Origin of the sequence: Rhodococcus sp. NPDC127527 (genome assembly GCF_042672245.1) — a bacterium.
In the GTDB taxonomy this organism is placed as follows: Bacteria; Actinomycetota; Actinomycetes; order Mycobacteriales; family Mycobacteriaceae; genus Rhodococcus_G.
The window spans coordinates 518,694-535,657 of record NZ_JBHXVP010000001.1; the positions used below are offsets into that span (position 1 = coordinate 518,694).

Below are 16,964 nucleotides of genomic sequence, written 5' to 3' on the forward strand. Positions count from 1 at the left end.
GGACCTGAGAATCGAGTACCCATGAGCAATCTCGACCCCAACCCGGACGAGGTCGTCTGCGCCGGCCGCGACGGCCACAGCCCGCGGGTGTTGGACTACCGCGAGGTGCCACTCGGCGGTCCTCGTGCGATGACGGTGCGCCGATCGCTGCCCCAGCGTGGGCAGTCGCTGATCGGGGCCTGGTGCTTCCTCGACCACTACGGTCCGGACAACGTCGCGGACAGCGGCGGCATGCGCGTCGCCGGGCACCCGCACACGGGCCTGCAGACCGTGTCCTGGTTGTTCCGCGGCGAGATCGAGCATCGGGACACCACCGGTGCCCACGCGATCGTCCGCCCGCGTGAGATCAACCTGATGACGGCGGGCTCAGGGATCGCGCACTCCGAGTTCTCGACCCCCGACACCACCGTCCTGCACGGCGTCCAACTGTGGGTTGCCCTGCCGAACGCGGGCCGCTTCACGGAACCCGCCTTCGAGCACTTCGAACCGCCGGTCCTCGACATCGACGGCGCCGAGGTGCTGGTGTTCCTCGGCAGCCTGTTCGGGCAGTCGTCGCCGGTGCGCACCTTCACCCGACTGCTCGGCGCTGAGATCACGCTGCGGCCGGGGCAGACCCTCGCGGTCCCGTTGGACGCGGACTACGAGCACGGCGTGATGGTCGACACCGGGATCGTGTCCGCCGGCGGCGCGGAGGCGAAATCCGGTCAGCTGGTCTACCTGCCGCTCGGCGCGGGCGGCGTGGACATCGCTGCCTCGCCGGACGGGCCCGCCAGGATTCTTCTGCTCGGCGGCGAGCCGCTCGGTGAGCAGATCGTGATGTGGTGGAACTTCATCGGACGCAGCCATGACGAGGTCGTGGAGTATCGCGAGGACTGGCAGCGCGAACGGCAGGACCAGAGCTCTCCGCAGACCGGCAGGTACGGTCCGTTCCCCGCCGAGTGGCAGGAGACGATTCCCGCGCCGGACCTGCCGAACGTCAGGCTCGCGCCGCGGGGCTGACGGCGCGGGTCCGCCTCGTCACGCGGACTTCTCGAGCCGTGCGCCGACGTTGCGCCGGACGAAGTCCACGCTGAGTTCGACGATCTTCTGGCTCTCCGGCAGGACGGGGCCGAGCACCGGGAACGCGTGGATCTGACCGCTCCACAGGTGGGTCTCGACGGGACGTCCGGCCCGCTCGAAACGCTCGGTGAGGATCTCGACGTCGGGGCGCATCAGCTCGTGCTCGGCGGAGGCGAGGAACACCGGCGGGAACAGGGCGGGGTCGGCGTCGACCGGGGATTCCGCCCCGATGATGGCGTCCGGGCCGTCGAGCCACCGGTTCTCGAGCTTGTGCACCTTGTTCATCGGCAGGTAGGCGTCCTTGCGCATGAAGTTCGGATCGTGCTGGCCCAGGTGCAGGTTCAGCAGTGGCGAATACCCGATCACCGCGGCCGGGGTGGGCAGACCCTGCAGAGCCGCGATCTCGGCGACCTTCATCGCCAGGTAGCCGCCCGCTGAGTCGCCCGCGACGATGATCTTCGACGGGTCGTCGCAGGAGTCGAGCAGCGCCCGGTACGCGGACATCGCGTCGGTGATCGAGGTCCCGACGCCACCGTAAGGTAGCTGGCGGTAGTCGACCGAGACGACCGGAACCCCGGCCTGCTCGGCGAGCAGGCCGCACGCCGCGCGGTGGGTGCCGAGACCGCAGAAGACGAAGGCTCCGCCGTGCAGGTAGAGGATGGTCGCGCCGTCGAGGTGGTCGGTCGCGCGCCGACGATGAGTGATTCGCTCGCAGCGCACCCCGCCGAGCAGCAGCGGCTCGACGGCGGTGTTCGGCGGCGCGGGCAGCCGGTCGAGGTAGGTCTCCAGCCGGGTCAGCGCCAGGATCCCGCGGTCGGTGATCGGCCAGATCGTGAACAGCGGCTTGACGACCGACCGCGCGAAACCCGAGACCAGGTGAGCCCGAAGGCTGGTGTCCCAGTGCCACACCGTGGATTCGCCCGTTCGCATACCGACCCCTTCGTCGTTACAGAGTGTCACGCATACGATAGGGCGAGCGCCGCGAGCGCGCGGGCCATCGGTCAGAATCAATTCCACATTTTCGGAGCGACCTGTCAGGCGCGCGCCGCCTCCCGGGCGAGCATCCGCTCGCGGGACTCCTCGAACCGGGTCGCCGACTGCCGCAGTGTCTCGAGATAGTCGCCGAGCCGATCGCGGGCACGTTCACCCTCGCCGGTGAAGTCGGTGCGTTCGAACACGTGCCACATCCGCAGCACGGGAAGCAGTACTTCGTCGAGGTGCTGGCGCAGGTCGTAGATGCCGTGCTTGGCGAGCAGCACCGCGTTGCGCCGGAAGTCGGGCATCGTCAAGCCGGGCATCTGGAAATGGGTGACCACGTCGGTGAGCGCCACCATCGCTGAGTCGGGGGCGAGGTCGAGCGCGGCGCCGGCGAGATTCCGGTAGAACACCATGTGCAGGTTCTCGTCGGCCGCGACACGGTCGAGCATCCGCTGCGCGACGGCGTCCGCACACGCCTTGCCGGTGTTGCGGTGCGAGAGCCGGGTCGCCAGTTCCTGGAAGGTCACGTACGCGACGGAGTGCAGGAACGATCCCTCCATCGGCGAGACGAGGCCGTTGGTCATGTGCTCGAGGCGGAACTGTTCGAGTTGAACGGGGTCGACCGCGCGGGTCACCGTCAGGTAGTCGCGCATGACGATGCCGTGCCGGTTCTCCTCGGCGGTCCACCGGTTCACCCAGGTGCCCCATGCCCCGTCGCGGGAGAAGCTGGCCGCGATCTCGCGGTGGTAGGAGGGCAGGTTGTCCTCGGTGAGCAGGTTCGTGATCATCGCGGCCTTCGCGACCTCCGAGAGCCTGGACTGGTCGGGTTCCCAGTCCTCGCCGCCCATCGCGGCGAAGTTCCGGCCCTCGTCCCACGGCACGTAGTCGTGCGGATTCCAGTTCTTGGCGATGGACAGGTGCCGGTTGAGATTCGCCTCCACCGTCGGTTCGAGCTCACGAAGCAGGTCGAGTTGCCGGGGTGTCGAGAACGTCGCCATGAGAACTCCCAGGGGCGTTGGGGATCGGGATCCGCCGCCCGCGTCGTGGTGCCCGGAGTCGTACTCGACCAATTGAACACCGCGATCCGGGACCGTTCCAGGATGTCGGGCAATTCGGTCCGCTTTATCCGATCCGTCGCCCGTGAATTCCCGGCCACCCGGGTCGGGTGACCCTGGCGGCCGGGACACCGGGCGCGGCAACGTCGTCCGCAGTCGAATGCGCCGCGACCGCAGCGGGGCAGAGCAGGAGGTGGGTAGATGAGCACAGCCAGTGAGCTTCAGGCCGCGCCGGAGGTCCGGGTGGGCGCCCGGCAACGGTCGGGGTGGACGCTGATCGGCGTCCTCGCCGGGATCGGCGGGATCGTGGGGACGCAAGCGAGCACGAGGATCTCCGTCACCACGGAGGAGGGCATCGCCGGCAACGCCGTCGCGATGACCGCGCGACTCGCCGAGCAGCGTCCGTCGATCCTCGTCGAACACGTCGCCTTCGCGGTGGCGGCGCTGGCACTGCTGGTGTTCGCCGCCGGCCTGCAGCGGCGAATCGCGGCGCGCGTGGACGTGGGCAGCCTGCTGCCGTCGGTCGCGGCGGGCGGGCTGCTTCTCACCGCGGCGGCCTGTCTGATCGGGACCGGGCTGACCACCGAGCTGGTGTTCGGGCTGTCCGAGCACGAACAGTTGGTGCCCGAGTTCGCGGTGGTCGGGGCGCACTGGCTGGGCACCATTCCGTGGCTGTGGGCGGGCGCCGGGGTGAGCGCGCTGGCCGTCGCCGTCGCCGCGCTGCGGCACGACGCGCTGCCGCGCTGGATCGGGTGGACCAGCGCCGTCCTCGGCGCGGTGACCGCCCTGTTCGGGATCTCCCCGCTCCAGTACATGGCGGGGTTCACCGGACCGGTCTGGGTGCTCGTCTGCGCGCTCGGGCTGTGGTTCTCGGGGCGCGCCGACCGTCGCTGACGGAGAATGCGGATCCGGAGACGGGAAGGGGAGCGGGTGAGCGAGCGATCCGAGGTGGTGGCGGGCGCCGGGGGATGGCCCGTACCCGCCGCGGTGCTCGCGCTCACCGCGTGGCTGCTTGCGGTGCTGGCGCTGGTCGCGTTCCTCGGCGCGAGTCCGGCCCTCGATGCGAACCAGCTGTTCTTCCTCGTGGACCTGGTGGGCGCGGGCGTCTACGGCACCGTCGGAGGGGTGGTGCTGTCCCGCCGCGCGCACCCGGTTCCGGTCATCCTGGGCCTCACCGCGATCGGACTCGGTCTCGCCGCGTTCAGCTACGCCTGGACTCAACTGGCGACCGTCCGACCGGGACTGCCCGCGGTCGCCGCGATCGACCCGCTGCAGAACACCGCGTGGATCCCGGGCACACTCGCGCTGTTCCTGGTGGTGCCCTGGCTGATTCGTGACCACCGGCTCGACACGGTCGGCAAGGTCGGACTGGGGGTCGGCGTCGCGACGACGGTCTGGTTCTTCGCGGCCCGCACCTACGCCGAGACCGCACCGGCCGCGCTGGTGGTCCCCGTGGTGACGGTCGGACTGGCCGCGGCGGCCGACGTCGCCCGTCGGTGGCGACGCGGGCCGGTGGCCGAACGGGTGGGCCTCGGCTGGCTGTGCCTGGGCACCGCGATGATGGCGCTGTCCTTCGTGCCGCTCGCGCTGCCCGCGTCGTGGCCCTGGTTGTGGGTGCTGACCCCGCTGACCCACCTGGTGGTGCAGACCTTCTACCCGGCCGCGATGCTGGTTTCGATACTGCGGCAACGGATGTGGGGGCTCGACCTCGCGGTCAGCCGGGCCGTGCTCGCGGGCACCCTGACGGTCGTGCTGATCGGGCTGTACGTGGCGGTCGCGACCGCCCTGGCCCGGCTGCTCCCGACCACGGACTCGGTGATCGCGCAGGCGGTCGCGGCGGGCACGGTTGCGGTGGCGGTGCAGCCGGCGCGGCTGTGGCTGCAGCGCCGGGTGCACGACCTGGTGTACGGCGACGGGCTGGACCCGGCCCGGGCGGTCCGCAGCCTGGGCACCCGGTTCGCCTCGGCGGATTCGGACGAGTTGGTCGCGGAACTGGCGGGCGGTGTCGCGGCGGCCCTGCGCCTCGAGTCGGTGACGGTGTGGCGGGACGGCGACGCGGAGCCGATCACGCGCTGCGGGGATCCGACCGGCCCGGCGGTCGAGGTCGACTTGATTCACCGCGGCGGCACCGTCGGCAGGCTGACCGCTACCGCACCCCCGGGTGAGTCGCTGGGCGCGCGGGCACGGAAGTCCTTGCAGGAGTTGTCCTCCGTGGTGGCCGCCGGGCTGGTGCTGGTGCAGGCCTCGCGTGACCTCGAGGCCACCAGGACCCGCCTGTCCTCGGTGCGGCTCGAGGAGCGGCGGGTGATCAGGCGGGAACTGCACGACGGACTCGGGCCGTCGCTGGCCGGGATCAGGTTGGGCCTGCAGGGGGTGCGAAACCTGCTCTGCAGCGACCCGGACGCGGCCGGTCGACTGCTGGAGTCGCTGCAGGAGCAGCTCGATCACCAGGTGGACGGCGTCCGGTCGTTGTCGCGCAACCTCTTTCCGTCGATCCTCGACGAACTGGGCCTGGCCGCCGCGCTGCACGAGCTGGCCGCCCAGCATTCCCGCGGCGGATTCGCCGTCGAGGTGAGTGTCCAGATTCCGGTGGGCGTGGACGCGGACGCGGGGGCCGCCGCCTACGGGATCGTGGTGGAGGCGGTGTCCAATGCGCGCAGGCACAGTGGCGCGGACCGGTGTCGGGTCGAGGCGCTCTGCACGACAACCGATTCGACGGACCGACATCTCACCGTCACGGTGCAGGACGCCGGCGCCGGGTTCGACGCCGGGCGGGCTCCCGGCGTCGGCACCCGTTCGATGGGCGAGCGGGCGCGTGCCCTCGGCGGAACCCTGGTGATCGATTCGTCGCCGCCGCACGGAACGCGGGTCGTCGCCCGGCTACCGTTGGCGCCGTCATGACAGTCATCCGCGTCGCCGTCGTCGACGACCACCCCGTGTTCCGGCTCGGTATGGTCGCGCTGCTGTCGACTCTCGACGGCATCGAGGTCGTGGCCGAGGCCAGCTCGGCGGCCGAGGCGCTGGAGGCGGTGACCGGCGAGGTGGACGTCGTGCTGATGGACATCGAACTCGGTGACGGATCCGGGGTGGAGGCGACCAAGGAACTGGTGGAGCGGCTGCCGGGACTGTTCGTGCTGATGGTGACCATGCACGAGGATGACGACTCGCTCGTCGCCTCGGTGCGCGCGGGGGCGCGGGGCTACCTGGTCAAGGGCGCGGGTCCGGAGGAGGTGGAGCGGGCGGTGCGGGCGGTGGCCAACGGCGAGCTGATCCTGGGCGCCGCGGTCGCGCAGCGGGCGATGGGCTTCATGGCGGCCTCGGTGAGCCTGCCGTCGACCGTGTTTCCGTCGCTCACCGTGCGGGAACGGGAGATCCTCGACCTGATCGCCGCCGGTCACGACAACGCCACCATCTCCCGGCGCCTGGTCCTGAGCCCGAAGACGGTCCGGAACCACACCTCGAACATCCTGGCCAAGCTCGGCGCGGCGGACCGGTCGTCCGCCATCGTGCTGGCTCGGGATGCCGGCCTGGGCTGATCACATCGGTCACGGACCTCGCTCGGTTCGGTCCTAGACCCCATTTTGGAACACGTTCTACTATTGCGTCCATCGGGGTGTCTGCCTCGGGTCGGTGCCGTGACCGGCGCCCGACCACACGTTGGATCCGAAGACGAACCGCTCGCACGCGGCGCAGCCGTGCACAGGAAGGAACACCGTGACCACAGAGGCATTCATTTATGAAGCCATCCGAACCCCACGTGGCCGAGGCAAGAACACCGGCTCGCTGCATTCGGTCAAGCCGATCTCGCTGGTCACCGGCCTGATCGACGAGCTGCGCGTGCGCTTCCCGGACCTCGACGAGGACCGCATCTCGGATCTCATCCTCGGTGTGGTCTCCCCGCTCGGCGACCAGGGCATGGACATCGCGCGCATCGCCGCCACCGACGCCGGCCTGCCCGACACCGTCGGCGGCGTGCAGATCAACCGCTTCTGCGCCTCCGGCCTCGAGGCCGTGAACATGGCCGCACAGAAGGTCCGCTCCGGCTGGGACGAGATGGTCATCGCCGGCGGCGTGGAGTCCATGTCGCGCGTCAAGATGGGCAGCGACGGCGGCCCCTGGGTGAACGACCCGGCCACCAACTACGACAACTACGTCGTCCCGCAGGGCATCTCGTCCGACCTGATCGCCACCATCGAGGGCTTCAGCCGTGACGACGTCGACGCGTACGCCGTCCGTTCGCAGGACCTGGCGGCGAAGGCCTGGGCCGGCGGATACTTCGCCAAGTCCGTGGTCCCGGTCAAGGACATCAACGGCATCACCATCCTCGACAACGACGAGCACATGCGCCCCGGTACCACCGTGGAGAGCCTCGCGGGCCTCGCCCCCGCCTTCGCGATGGTCGGCGAGATGGGCGGCTTCGACGCCGTCGCGCTGCAGAAGTACCACTGGGTCGAGAAGATCAACCACGTCCACCACGGCGGCAACAGCTCCGGCATCGTCGACGGCGCCGCGCTGCTGCTCGTCGGCAGCGAGGAGGCGGGCAAGGCGATGGGCCTGACCCCGCGCGCCCGCGTCGTCGCGACGGCCACCTCGGGTGCCGACTCCACCATCATGCTCACCGGCCCGACGCCGGCGACGAAGAAGGTGCTCGCCCAGGCCGGCCTCACGGTCGACGACATCGACCTGTTCGAGATCAACGAGGCGTTCGCGTCCGTCGTCCTGAAGTTCCAGAAGGACCTGAACATCCCGGACGAGAAGCTCAACGTCAACGGCGGCGCCATCGCCATGGGCCACCCGCTCGGTGCCACCGGCGCCATGATCACCGGAACCATGGTCGACGAGCTCGAGCGCCGCGGCGCCAAGCGGGCCCTCGTCACGCTGTGCATCGGCGGCGGCATGGGCGTGGCCACCATCATCGAGCGCGTCTGACGCGGCCCGGACTACCAGGAGAGACGAAGTGAGCGAGCAGAACATCATCAACTGGGAGCAGGACGCCGACGGAATCGTCGTGCTCACCATCGACGACCCCAACCAGGGCGCGAACACCATGAACGACCGGTACATCGCGTCGATGAATGCCACCGTCGACCGGCTGTACGCCGAGAAGGACGCCATCACGGGCGTCGTCCTGACCTCGGGCAAGAAGACCTTCTTCGCCGGCGGCGACCTGAAGAACATGATCAAGGTCGGTCCCGCGGACGCCGAGCAGATCTTCAACCACAGCGTCACCCTCAAGGCGGACCTGCGTCGCCTCGAGACCCTCGGCAAGCCCGTCGTCACCTGCATCAACGGTGCGGCCCTCGGCGGCGGCCTCGAGATCGCGCTGGCCACCCACCACCGGATCGCCGCGGACGTCAAGGGCGTCAAGATCGGTCTGCCCGAGGTCACCCTCGGCCTGCTGCCCGGCGGCGGCGGCGTGGTCCGCACGGTCCGCATGTTCGGCATCATGACGGCGCTGACCCAGATGCTGCTGCAGGGCCAGCAGCGCGGACCGCAGCAGGCCAAGGAGATCGGCCTCGTCGACGAGGTCGTCTCCTCGGTCGAGGAGCTCGTCCCCGCCGCGAAGGCGTGGATCAAGGCCAACCCCGAGTCCGGCGTGCAGCCGTGGGACGTCAAGGGCTACAAGATCCCCGGTGGCACCCCCGCCACCCCGGCGTTCGCGGCGAACCTGCCCGCCTTCCCGGCGAACCTGCGCAAGACCCTCAAGGGCTCGCCGATGGAGGCCCCGCGCGCCATCATGGCCGCCGCGGTCGAGGGCAGCCAGGTCGACGTGGACAACGCGCTGCGCATCGAGTCCCGCTACTTCACCAAGCTCGTCACCGGGCAGGTCGCGAAGAACATGATCCAGGCGTTCTTCTTCGACATGCAGTCGATCGGCTCCGGCGCCTCGCGCCCGAAGGACATCCCGAAGAGCGAGATCAAGAAGGTCGGTGTCCTCGGCGCCGGCATGATGGGCGCCGGCATCGCGTACGTGTCGGCGAAGGCCGGCTTCGAGGTCGTGCTCAAGGACGTCAGCATCGAGGCGGCGACCAAGGGCAAGGCGTACTCGGAGAAGATCGAGGCCAAGGCGCTCTCGCGCGGCAAGACCACGCAGGAGAAGTCCGACGCCCTGCTCGCGCGCATCACCCCGACCGCCGACCCCGCGGACTTCGCCGGCGTCGACTTCGTCGTCGAGGCCGTCTTCGAGAGCCCCGAGCTCAAGGCCAAGGTCTTCCAGGAGATCGAGGACATCGTCGAGCCGAACGCGCTGCTGGGGTCGAACACCTCGACCCTGCCGATCACCGGTCTCGCGACTGGCGTCAAGCGCCCGGAAGACTTCATCGGCATCCACTTCTTCTCGCCCGTCGACAAGATGCCGCTGGTGGAGATCATCCGCGGTGAGAAGACCTCGGACGAGGCGCTGGCCCGGGTGTTCGACTACGTGCAGGCCATCCGCAAGACCCCGATCGTGGTCAACGACTCGCGCGGCTTCTTCACCTCGCGCGTCATCGGCACGTTCATCAACGAGGCCATCGGTATGGTCGCCGAGGGCATCGAGCCGGCCACCATCGAGCAGGCCGGCATGCAGGCGGGCTACCCGGCGGCGCCGCTGCAGCTCTCGGACGAGCTGAACCTGACGCTGATGCAGAAGATCCGCGCGGAGTCCAAGGCCGCGGCGCTGGCCGAGGGCAAGGAGCTGCCCGCGGATCCGGCCGGCGACGTGATCAACTTCCTCGTAGAGGGCAACGACCGTAAGGGTCGCCTCGGTGGGGCGGGCTTCTACGAGTACGTCGACGGCAAGCGCACCGGCCTGTGGTCGGGGCTGCGCGAGCAGTTCAACTCGGGCTCGAACCAGGCCCCGATCAAGGACCTCATCGAGCGGATGCTGTTCATCGAGGCCATCGAGACCCAGAAGTGCTTCGACGAGGGTGTCCTGATGACCAGCGCCGACGCCAACATCGGCTCGATCATGGGCATCGGCTTCCCGGCCTGGACCGGTGGCGTGCACCAGTACGTCGTCGGCTACAAGGGCGGCAAGGCCGGCTTCGTCAAGCGCGCCGAGGAGCTCGCGGCGAAGTACGGCGAGCGCTTCACCCCGCCGGCGTCCCTGAAGGCCTAGGCCCCGTCCGCCTCGAGGCGCCCCCCGCTCGGTCCGACCGAGCGGGGGGCGCCTTTCGGCGTTTTCCGGTGCCTGCGACCTGCGGTTTCCCGCGACGAGGGAAAGAGTATGGGCGGTCGGGGAAGTCGACACTAGGTTCACCCGGTGTGGCCTGGAGCACAGCAGTCTCGGGCCGATCGGAGAACAGGAGTCGCGGTGTCTCAGTCAATCGCCACGGGCCGTCCCAACGGTTTGTCGTCGGTGGAGCAGTTCGCCGAAATCGAAGCGATCAAGGCTCTCAAGCACAGGTACTGGCGGGCATGTGACGCGAAGGACCCCACGGTGTTCCGGGCGTGCTTCATCGCCTCGGGCGCATCGATCGACTACGGCGCCCTCGGCGCGTTCGACGACGCCGACAAGATCGCCGAGGTCTTCACGCAGATCGCGCTGCAGCAGGTGGACGGCCGGCACGTGATCCTCGACATGCACCACGGCATGCACCCGGACATCACCGTGCACGACCACGGTTCGGCGTCCGGCCAGTGGACCCTCCGGTTTCGGCAGGTCAACCTCGTCGAGCGGACCGAGACCGTGATGTCGGGCGAGTACGACGACGAGTACGTCGTGGAAGACGGCCAGTGGAAGATGTCCAAGTGCCACTTCCGGCGGTCCTGGGCGATCACGCGACCGCTCGGTGACGACTGCCTCGTCGAGCAGTAGGTGACGCGCATGAGCAAGGTTGCGCTCGTCACCGGCGCGAGTCGAGGAGTGGGCAGGGGCATCGCGGGCGCCCTCGGAGCGGACGGCTGGACGGTGTACGTCACCGGGCGCGGGCCGGTCGGAGGCGGCGGTCCGCTCGACGCGAGCGCGGCCGCGGTCACCGACCGGGGTGGCACGGGTATCGCCGTGCAGTGCGATCACCGGGACGACGCCCAGATCGCGGGCGTGTTCGCCCGCATTCGCGAGGAGCAGGACGCCCGGCTGGACCTGTTGGTCAACAACGTGTGGGCCAACCCCGACGGATTCGCCGGGTTCACGGAGCCGTTCTGGAAGCGCCCCGTGAGCGACTGGGATTCGCTGATCGGCGTCGGTCTGCGTGCCCACTACGTGGCGAGCGTCGAGGCCGCCAAGCTGATGGTTCCGGCGGGTTCCGGTGCCATCGCGAACATCTCGTCCTTCGGTACCCGCGGATACCTGCACTCGGTGCTCTACGGGATGTCGAAGGCCGGGCTCGACAAGATGGCCCACGACATGGCCGTCGAGCTCGAGGGCACCGGGGTGAGCACCCTGTCGTTGTGGCCCGGACTGGTCAAGACGGAGTTCGTGATGGCCATGGGAGTCGACGACATCGAGGGATTCCCCATCGCGGACGCGGAGTCGCCGGAGTTCGTTGGCCGCGTCGTCGTCGCCCTCGCAGGCGACCCCGATCTGAACGCGCGCTCCGGCCACACGCTGGTCACCGCAGAGGTGGCCCGGCACTACGGCGTCACCGACGTCGACGGCAACCAGCCGATCTCGCACCGCGCCGCGTTCGGCGGCGGGGCGGTGTTCGGACCCGACACCAATGGAGTAGAAGCATGCTGACCTTGAATTTCCCGGACGGCGCCGCGCTGGTGTTCGGCGGCAGCGGTGGCATCGGCAGTGGCGTCGCGCGCGAGTTCGCGCGGGCCGGAAGCGCCGTCGCGGTCTGCTACAACTCCAAGCGCGAGGTCGCCGAGGCGACCGTGGCCGAGCTGCGGGCGCTCGGGGTCAAGGCCAGCGCACACCAGGTGGACGTCCGCGACGAGGCGGACGTGTCCCGGGTGCTCGGTGAGGTGGTCGAGGAGCACACGCGCATCCACACCGTCGTGTGGGGTGCGGGCCCGGTGGTCGACCAGATCACCGTCGCCGAGACGACCCCCGCGCAGTACCGGCGGTCGATCGAGATCGAGACCCTGGGCATGTTCACCGCTGTGCACGCGGTGCTGCCGCACTTCCGCGAGCACGGCGGGGGTTCGGTGGTCCACCTCGGTTCCGCCGGCGACCACTGGTTCCCGATGCTCGACGGCCTGTCGGTGATCCCGAAGGGTGCCAACGAATCGCTGATCCGCGGGATCGCGAAGGAGGAGGGCGCGCACAACATCCGAGCAAACTCGGTGCTGGTCGGCGTGATCGAGGCCGGCATGTTCCTCGAGCTCAAGTCCCAGGGGGTCTTCGACGAGGAGTGGGAGCGCGAGGTCCACAAGCTGGTGCCGCTCAAGCGGTGGGGCAAGCCCGCGGACATCGGTGCCGCCTGCGTGTTCCTGGCCTCGAACGAGGCGAACTACATTACGGGGCAGCAGATTTCTGTATCAGGCGGCTTCGGCGTCTAGTCCGCCGAAGAAGGAGAGGTGCGGCCGTGGAGAACGATCGTCAGCAGACCCAGGGCATGTCGATGTTCGACCGGGTCGAGCTCGTCCTGGAGGCCTTCGAGGACTGCGGGCACCTCAGCCTCAGCGAGACGGCCCGGCTGACGGGGATACCGACCTCCTCGGCGCACCGCCTGCTCGAGAAGATGGTGGAGAAGCGGTGGCTCAACCGGGTCGGAACCCGCTACGAGATCGGGGTCCGGCTGTTCGAGCTCGGCTCCAGGGCGGTGCGGAGCCACTGGTTCCACCGCACCACCCTGCCGATCCTGCAGGAGCTGCACCGGTCCACCGGCGCGGTCGTCCACCTCGCATTCCTCGACGGGTCGGACGGCATCTACTGGGAGAAGATCTCGGGCACGTTCGGGGCCAAGATCCCGTCGCGGATCGGTGGGCGGTACCCCGCGCACCGATCCGCGGTGGGGAAGGCGATGCTCAGCGCGCTTCCGCGGGAGGCCCTCGACGGCCCGGACTTCGACCGGCTCAACCGGGACGCGGCGCGCGGGTCCGGAGGCAGGCGCACGTTGGAGGCGGAACTCCATCGGATCGACGTCGAGGGTGTCGCCTTCGACCGCGGCGAGGCGCTGCCCGGGATCGGTTGCGTCGCCGCGACAATCGCGCACGGACACCCGACGCCCGCCGCCGTGTCGATCTGCGGGCCCCTCGGCCGGATCACCACGGACCGCCGGATGGTCGCGGCGGTGCAGAGCGCCGCGACGGAGATCGCCCGCAGTGTTCGGCAGGCCGCCCCCTCCGCGTGACGTTCGGCCTCGGACCCGAGGGCCGCGGCCGCGGTGTGGCCCAGTTGTGTTCAACGCTTTGACCTGCGGAAAGTTGAGTCCGATTCGGCTGCCGCCCTGGGCGATTCGCCCTATTCTGGCTCGGTCGGGGGGCGTTCCGTCGGGTGTGGGCGCCCCGGTCATCGCATGTCGAACGAAGGAAGTTGCATGTCTCGAAATCTGGCGCGGCGGGGCGCGTCCGTTCTGGTCGCCACGGCTCTGCTCGGCGGCGGACTGGTCTTCGGTGGGGGCACGGCGTCGGCCCAGGAGAACGCCGCCGACCCCAGCGGTGGTTCCGTCGCAGATCTCGCTACCGCCATTTTTCCACCACCGCAACAGCCCACGGGCAGCGCCACGGACAGCGAAACGGGCAGCGGCGGCAGCTGCTCTGGGTACTGGGAAGGGTGGCAAGGGGCGTACGGTCCCGGCTGTCTCGGTCCCATCCGCGTCCTCCCCGACCAGTTGGGGTCGGTGGTGCGCGCGATCTTTGGATGGTAATCCTCGCCTGGCCGGAGGCCCTTCCCAGCATTGCCAGCTGGAGCGTGTCTCCCAATTGGCGACAGCTCCCATCGGCGACCACTGGGCGTCGTGGCACGTACCGAGTACCTGTCCGACGCCCAGTGGTCGCTGATCGAGCCGATGGTGCCGGTCGCGTACTAGCCCTTCCACCACGGACGCAGCGGGAGGTCCGCGTTGCCCTTGCGGTCCGTGTTGACCGCGAGGACCTGGTGCAGCTGGATACCGTTGCGCTCGAAGCCGAGTCGTGACCCGGCCATGTACAGGCCCCACACCCGCGCGGTGCCCTCGCCGACCTCCTCGACGCAGGCATCCCAGTTGTCGACGAGGTTGCGGCACCAGCCGGCCAGGGTCAGTGCGTAGTGCTCGCGGAGGTTCTCCTCGTGGCGCACCTCGAGCCCGACGTCCTGGATCTCGGTGATGATCCGCCCGGACCCGGTGAGCTCGCCGTCCGGGAAGACGTAGCGGTCGATGAACCCGCCTGCCCTCGCGTTGTGCTTGTTGTCCGGCCTCGTGATGCAGTGGTTGAGGAGCAGGCCCCCCTCGCGCAGCTTGCCCTTGATGAACGCGAAGTACGCGGGGTAGTTGTGCACGCCGATGTGTTCGGTCAGCCCGATCGAGGAGACCGCGTCGAATCCGGTCTCGGTGATGTCGCGGTAGTCGGAATGGCGGACCTCCGCCAGTTCGGACAGTCCCTCGTCGGCGATCGCCTTCTGCGCCCACGCGGCCTGTTCGGCCGACAGTGTCGCGCCGATCGCCTTGACGCCGTGCCTGGCCGCGTACCGGACCATGCCGCCCCAGCCGCAGCCGATGTCGAGCAGTCGGTCGCCGGGCTTCAGGTTCAGCTTCTCGAAGACCAGGCGGTACTTGTTGTCCTGGGCGTCCTCGAGGCTCTGGTCCGGCGACTCGTAGGCCGCACACGTGTAGGTCATCGACGGACCGAGGACCATCTCGTAGAAGGCGTTGGAGACGTCGTAGTGGTGGTGGATCGCCTCGGCGTCGCGGGTCTTGGAGTGCCGCAGGCCTTCCGCGAAGCGGCGCCACCGCGGCAGGTGCTCCTGCGGCGGCGGTGCGACGGGCTTGAGCAGTTCCCAGCCGAGGGACCGGGTGATGGCCGCCAGCTCCTTCGCGGACGGCCGGCTGAAGTGCAGCTGCTCGCCCAGGACGCGGAGGATCTCGTACGGGTCGCCGGGGTGCACGCCCGACGCCTCCAGGTCGCCGGACACGTAGGCACGGGCGAGGCCGAGGTCGCCCGGGGCCGTCACCAGGTAGGTGGTGCCGCGTGGCGTTTTCAGATCGAGGCCGTACTCGGCGTTCTCGGCGCCGATGGAGCTACCGTCGTACGCGGTGAATCGAACTGGGATGTCTTCTCCGACAACGGTTTCGAGGATCTCCGCAATGGAGAGCTTGCCGGTGCCGTTTCCGGTCGAGGTCTTGTCTTCTTTGAATGTCGTCACTTGCGTTGCACCGCCTTGGAGAACAGGTCGAGGAGACGTGAATCGGGGTCGTAGCGCTTCTTCAGTTCGTCGTATCGTTCGCCGCCGTAGAGCGCGGTGAACTCGTCCTTCGAGTAGTAGGAGTCGGAGTAGAGCGACTTGTGCCCGTCGAACTCGGTGACCGTCCGTTCGATCAGCCGGTTCGCCGCGCCCTCGGGTTCGCCGGCCACGATCGGGACCGACGACCAGAAGCCGATGTTGACGTACGTGCGTTTGGGTTCGAGCGGGTACAGCGGCCACGGACGGACGGCGGACGCTCCCGCGGGGCCGGGTTCACGCAGCCGCAGCGGGCACAGCCACAGCGGTTCGATCGGGATCTCCCGCAGGAACCAGCGCACGAAGTCGGCGGTGCGCTCGATCGGCACCTCGACGTCCTGGACGACCCGTTCGCGCGGGGGGTTGCCCTTGCGGCGTTCGATGCGGTCGCCGATGTCGTACTTCTGGTCGAGGGCGATCAGCTTCCAGTAGAAGCTGCTGCGGCGGTAGCGTTTCGGCCACAGCCGTCGGATCCGCGGATTCTGCGCGCCGAAGGCGCGCGAGCACCAGAACCAGTCGGTGTCCCAGCGCCACAGGTAGTCGGCGATGGTGAGCAGGTCGGTCTTCGGGTGCGTGATCGATTCGTGCTGGATCGACCGGTAGTAGATGTCCTGGCCGGTGTAGTCGCTCACCGGCCCCGGCTCGTCGGTCGCCGCGCCGAGGGTCAGGTAGCTCTCCTTCGCGGAGAACACCGCGCCGTCGAGGTAGTCGACGGCGATGCCGTCGTAGCTGCGCGACTCCACGATGCGATCCATCGTGGCCTGCAGCTCGGTGAGGTCGTCGAAGCGTAGATGCCGGAGCGCGACAAAGGGTTTCACCGTCTCGAGCTGGATGCGCAGCCGAGTGGAGTAGCCGAGCGTGCCGTACGAGTTCGGGAAGCCCCAGAACAGGTCCGCGTGCTCGCCGTCCGGGGTGGCGGTGACGATCTCGCCGCTGCCGGTGAGGACGTCGATCTCGAGCACCGACTCGTGCGGCAGCCCGTTGCGGAACGAGGTGGACTCGATGCCCAGTCCGGTGACGGCGCCGCCGAGGGTGATGGTCTTGAGCTGCGGGACGACGAGCGGCGCGAGTCCGTAGGGGAGCGTCGCCGCGACCAGGTCCTCGTACGTGCACATGCCCGCGACGTCGGCGGTACGCGTCGCCGGGTCGACCGAGATCACGTCGGACAGGCCGGAGACGTCCAACCCGGGTGCGTCGGTCCGGGTCCGGGCACGGAAGAGGTTGGACGTCTTCTTGGCCAGGCGCACGTTCGCCGACGGCGGGATGGCGTGATAGCTCGTCAGCAGACGCTCGACACCCGCGCGGTGGGCCTGCGCCCCGACCTCGCGCGGTGTGGACGATCGTCGACCAAGTCGGTTGCGCAACGCACTCGAAGTGACAGCCACACCTCGACGCTATCGCCTACGGGCGATCGCTGCGACAGCACGCCACGAGTGAATCGGGAAATGTCACGCAAATGTTGCGAGCGCGTCCGATCGGACCTCGTCGCCTGCCGTCGTGATCCAGGGCACACGCCCGGCGGCGGGACTTCCGCGCCGTCAGCGGAGCGGGCACGATGGTGGCGACGGGAACGTCATACGACT

The 16,964-nt window shown here is 69.2% G+C and carries 14 protein-coding genes; 10 read left to right on the top strand and 4 right to left on the bottom strand.

What is annotated here, in order from left to right; genetic code table 11:
• Positions 1 to 21: 21 nt before the first annotated feature.
• Positions 22 to 999: a pirin family protein gene (locus ACFVH2_RS02435; protein WP_378421194.1), complete on the top strand. Its 978-nt coding sequence runs from the start codon at positions 22 to 24 to the stop codon at positions 997 to 999.
• An 18-nt stretch (positions 1,000 to 1,017) separates the two neighbouring features.
• Here ACFVH2_RS02435 and ACFVH2_RS02440 read toward each other — a convergent pair whose 3' ends face one another.
• Together ACFVH2_RS02440 and ACFVH2_RS02445 are read right to left on the bottom strand one after the other, a co-directional pair.
• Entirely contained in the window at positions 1,018 to 1,989 is a 972-nt protein-coding gene (locus ACFVH2_RS02440) for an alpha/beta hydrolase (RefSeq protein ID WP_378421196.1), read from the bottom strand.
• Positions 1,990 to 2,093: 104 nt separating this feature from the next.
• Positions 2,094 to 3,035, bottom strand: a complete 942-nt coding sequence (locus tag ACFVH2_RS02445; RefSeq protein ID WP_378421197.1) for an acyl-ACP desaturase — start codon at positions 3,033 to 3,035, stop codon at positions 2,094 to 2,096.
• Positions 3,036 to 3,293: 258 nt separating this feature from the next.
• Here ACFVH2_RS02445 and ACFVH2_RS02450 point away from each other — a divergent pair, with 258 nt between their 5' ends.
• The 9 genes from ACFVH2_RS02450 (at position 3,294) to ACFVH2_RS02490 (ending at position 13,315) form a co-directional block, all read left to right on the top strand.
• Positions 3,294 to 3,986, top strand: a complete 693-nt coding sequence (locus ACFVH2_RS02450) for a hypothetical protein (protein ID WP_378421199.1) — start codon at positions 3,294 to 3,296, stop codon at positions 3,984 to 3,986.
• Between the two features lie 6 nt (positions 3,987 to 3,992).
• The gene (locus tag ACFVH2_RS02455; RefSeq protein ID WP_378421201.1) at positions 3,993 to 5,993 is read left to right on the top strand and encodes a histidine kinase; all 2,001 of its coding nucleotides are present in this window, start codon (positions 3,993 to 3,995) and stop codon (positions 5,991 to 5,993) included.
• The gene (locus tag ACFVH2_RS02460) at positions 5,990 to 6,628 is read left to right on the top strand and encodes a response regulator (protein ID WP_378421203.1); all 639 of its coding nucleotides are present in this window, start codon (positions 5,990 to 5,992) and stop codon (positions 6,626 to 6,628) included. Before ACFVH2_RS02455 ends, ACFVH2_RS02460 begins: the two co-directional genes overlap by 4 nt.
• Positions 6,629 to 6,806: 178 nt before the next feature.
• A complete protein-coding gene (locus ACFVH2_RS02465) occupies positions 6,807 to 8,021 on the top strand; it encodes an acetyl-CoA C-acetyltransferase (protein WP_378421205.1) in 1,215 nt (404 codons plus the stop codon).
• A gap of 28 nt (positions 8,022 to 8,049) precedes the next feature.
• Entirely contained in the window at positions 8,050 to 10,191 is a 2,142-nt protein-coding gene (locus ACFVH2_RS02470; RefSeq protein WP_378421207.1) for a 3-hydroxyacyl-CoA dehydrogenase NAD-binding domain-containing protein, read from the top strand.
• Between the two features lie 195 nt (positions 10,192 to 10,386).
• Complete coding sequence (locus ACFVH2_RS02475) at positions 10,387 to 10,890, top strand: nuclear transport factor 2 family protein (protein WP_378421209.1); 504 nt, start codon at positions 10,387 to 10,389, stop codon at positions 10,888 to 10,890.
• Between the two features lie 9 nt (positions 10,891 to 10,899).
• Complete coding sequence (locus tag ACFVH2_RS02480) at positions 10,900 to 11,754, top strand: SDR family NAD(P)-dependent oxidoreductase (RefSeq protein ID WP_378421211.1); 855 nt, start codon at positions 10,900 to 10,902, stop codon at positions 11,752 to 11,754.
• Positions 11,748 to 12,521, top strand: coding sequence for an SDR family NAD(P)-dependent oxidoreductase (locus ACFVH2_RS02485; protein WP_378421212.1), 774 nt, complete (start codon positions 11,748 to 11,750; stop codon positions 12,519 to 12,521). The genes ACFVH2_RS02480 and ACFVH2_RS02485 overlap by 7 nt, the downstream gene beginning before the upstream one ends.
• Before the next feature lie 26 nt (positions 12,522 to 12,547).
• The gene (locus tag ACFVH2_RS02490; RefSeq protein WP_378421214.1) at positions 12,548 to 13,315 is read left to right on the top strand and encodes an IclR family transcriptional regulator; all 768 of its coding nucleotides are present in this window, start codon (positions 12,548 to 12,550) and stop codon (positions 13,313 to 13,315) included.
• A 674-nt stretch (positions 13,316 to 13,989) separates the two neighbouring features.
• On the opposite strand, the gene ACFVH2_RS02495 is transcribed toward ACFVH2_RS02490, so the two are convergent.
• Complete coding sequence (locus ACFVH2_RS02495) at positions 13,990 to 15,306, bottom strand: class I SAM-dependent methyltransferase (RefSeq protein ID WP_378421216.1); 1,317 nt, start codon at positions 15,304 to 15,306, stop codon at positions 13,990 to 13,992.
• Positions 15,303 to 16,745, bottom strand: coding sequence for an FAD-binding oxidoreductase (locus ACFVH2_RS02500; protein ID WP_378421401.1), 1,443 nt, complete (start codon positions 16,743 to 16,745; stop codon positions 15,303 to 15,305). The genes ACFVH2_RS02495 and ACFVH2_RS02500 overlap by 4 nt, the downstream gene beginning before the upstream one ends.
• Positions 16,746 to 16,964: the final 219 nt, after the last annotated feature.

What these genes read in the sequence shown, in the direction of transcription:
- ACFVH2_RS02480 (WP_378421211.1), top strand. Translation starts at nt 10,900, where the DNA reads ATGAGCAAGGTTGCGCTCGTCACCGGCGCGAGTCGAGGAGTGGGCAGG.
- ACFVH2_RS02485 (WP_378421212.1), top strand. Translation starts at nt 11,748, where the DNA reads ATGCTGACCTTGAATTTCCCGGACGGCGCCGCGCTGGTGTTCGGCGGC.
- ACFVH2_RS02440 (WP_378421196.1), bottom strand. Translation starts at nt 1,989, where the DNA reads ATGCGAACGGGCGAATCCACGGTGTGGCACTGGGACACCAGCCTTCGG.
- ACFVH2_RS02450 (WP_378421199.1), top strand. Translation starts at nt 3,294, where the DNA reads ATGAGCACAGCCAGTGAGCTTCAGGCCGCGCCGGAGGTCCGGGTGGGC.
- ACFVH2_RS02455 (WP_378421201.1), top strand. Translation starts at nt 3,993, where the DNA reads ATGCGGATCCGGAGACGGGAAGGGGAGCGGGTGAGCGAGCGATCCGAG.
- ACFVH2_RS02460 (WP_378421203.1), top strand. Translation starts at nt 5,990, where the DNA reads ATGACAGTCATCCGCGTCGCCGTCGTCGACGACCACCCCGTGTTCCGG.
- ACFVH2_RS02435 (WP_378421194.1), top strand. Translation starts at nt 22, where the DNA reads ATGAGCAATCTCGACCCCAACCCGGACGAGGTCGTCTGCGCCGGCCGC.
- ACFVH2_RS02445 (WP_378421197.1), bottom strand. Translation starts at nt 3,035, where the DNA reads ATGGCGACGTTCTCGACACCCCGGCAACTCGACCTGCTTCGTGAGCTC.